Here is a 570-nt window from a genome sequence, read left to right on the forward strand (position 1 = left end):
CTGTGATCAGACCAGAAGATACTTTGCTGATTTGTTCAAATGGCGCATACGGTCAACGAATGGTTGCCATGTGCAAATGTCTGCAACTAAACTATGCAGTTTATGAAGTACCTGAACACCAAATTCCCCAAGCACATATGATTACACAGTTGATTGAAGAGAATCCGTCTATCTCCGCACTTGCAATGGTCCATAGCGAGACTACTTCCGGTATTTTAAATGATTTGGAAGAAATTGCTGCTGTCACACAGGAAAGAGATCTTTTGTTTATAGTAGATGCGATGTCTAGCTTTGGTGGGATACCGATTCATGTAGCGGAACTAGGGATCGATTTTTTGATTTCTAGCTCAAATAAATGTATTCAAGGTGTTCCAGGTTTTTCTTTTGTACTTGCTAATAAAGTGGAACTAGAAAAGCGAAAAAATGCGAGTCGAAGTTTGTCACTTGATCTGTATGACCAGTACCGCGTGATGGAAAACGAGAATGGCAAATGGCGTTTCACTTCCCCTACTCATACGGTTTTGGCTTTTCAACAGGCATTGAAGGAACTAGAGCTAGAAGGAGGGATCG

Annotated in this window: 1 protein-coding gene; it reads left to right on the forward strand. The window is 41.2% G+C overall.

The window, feature by feature from the left end; genetic code table 11:
• Window positions 1–570: aminotransferase class V-fold PLP-dependent enzyme (locus tag ACFFUV_RS23700; protein WP_390198457.1), on the forward strand; the 570-nt coding region annotated here is incomplete at both ends.

The organism is Vibrio olivae, assembly GCF_042428525.1.
GTDB lineage: Bacteria > Pseudomonadota > Gammaproteobacteria > Enterobacterales > Vibrionaceae > Vibrio > Vibrio olivae.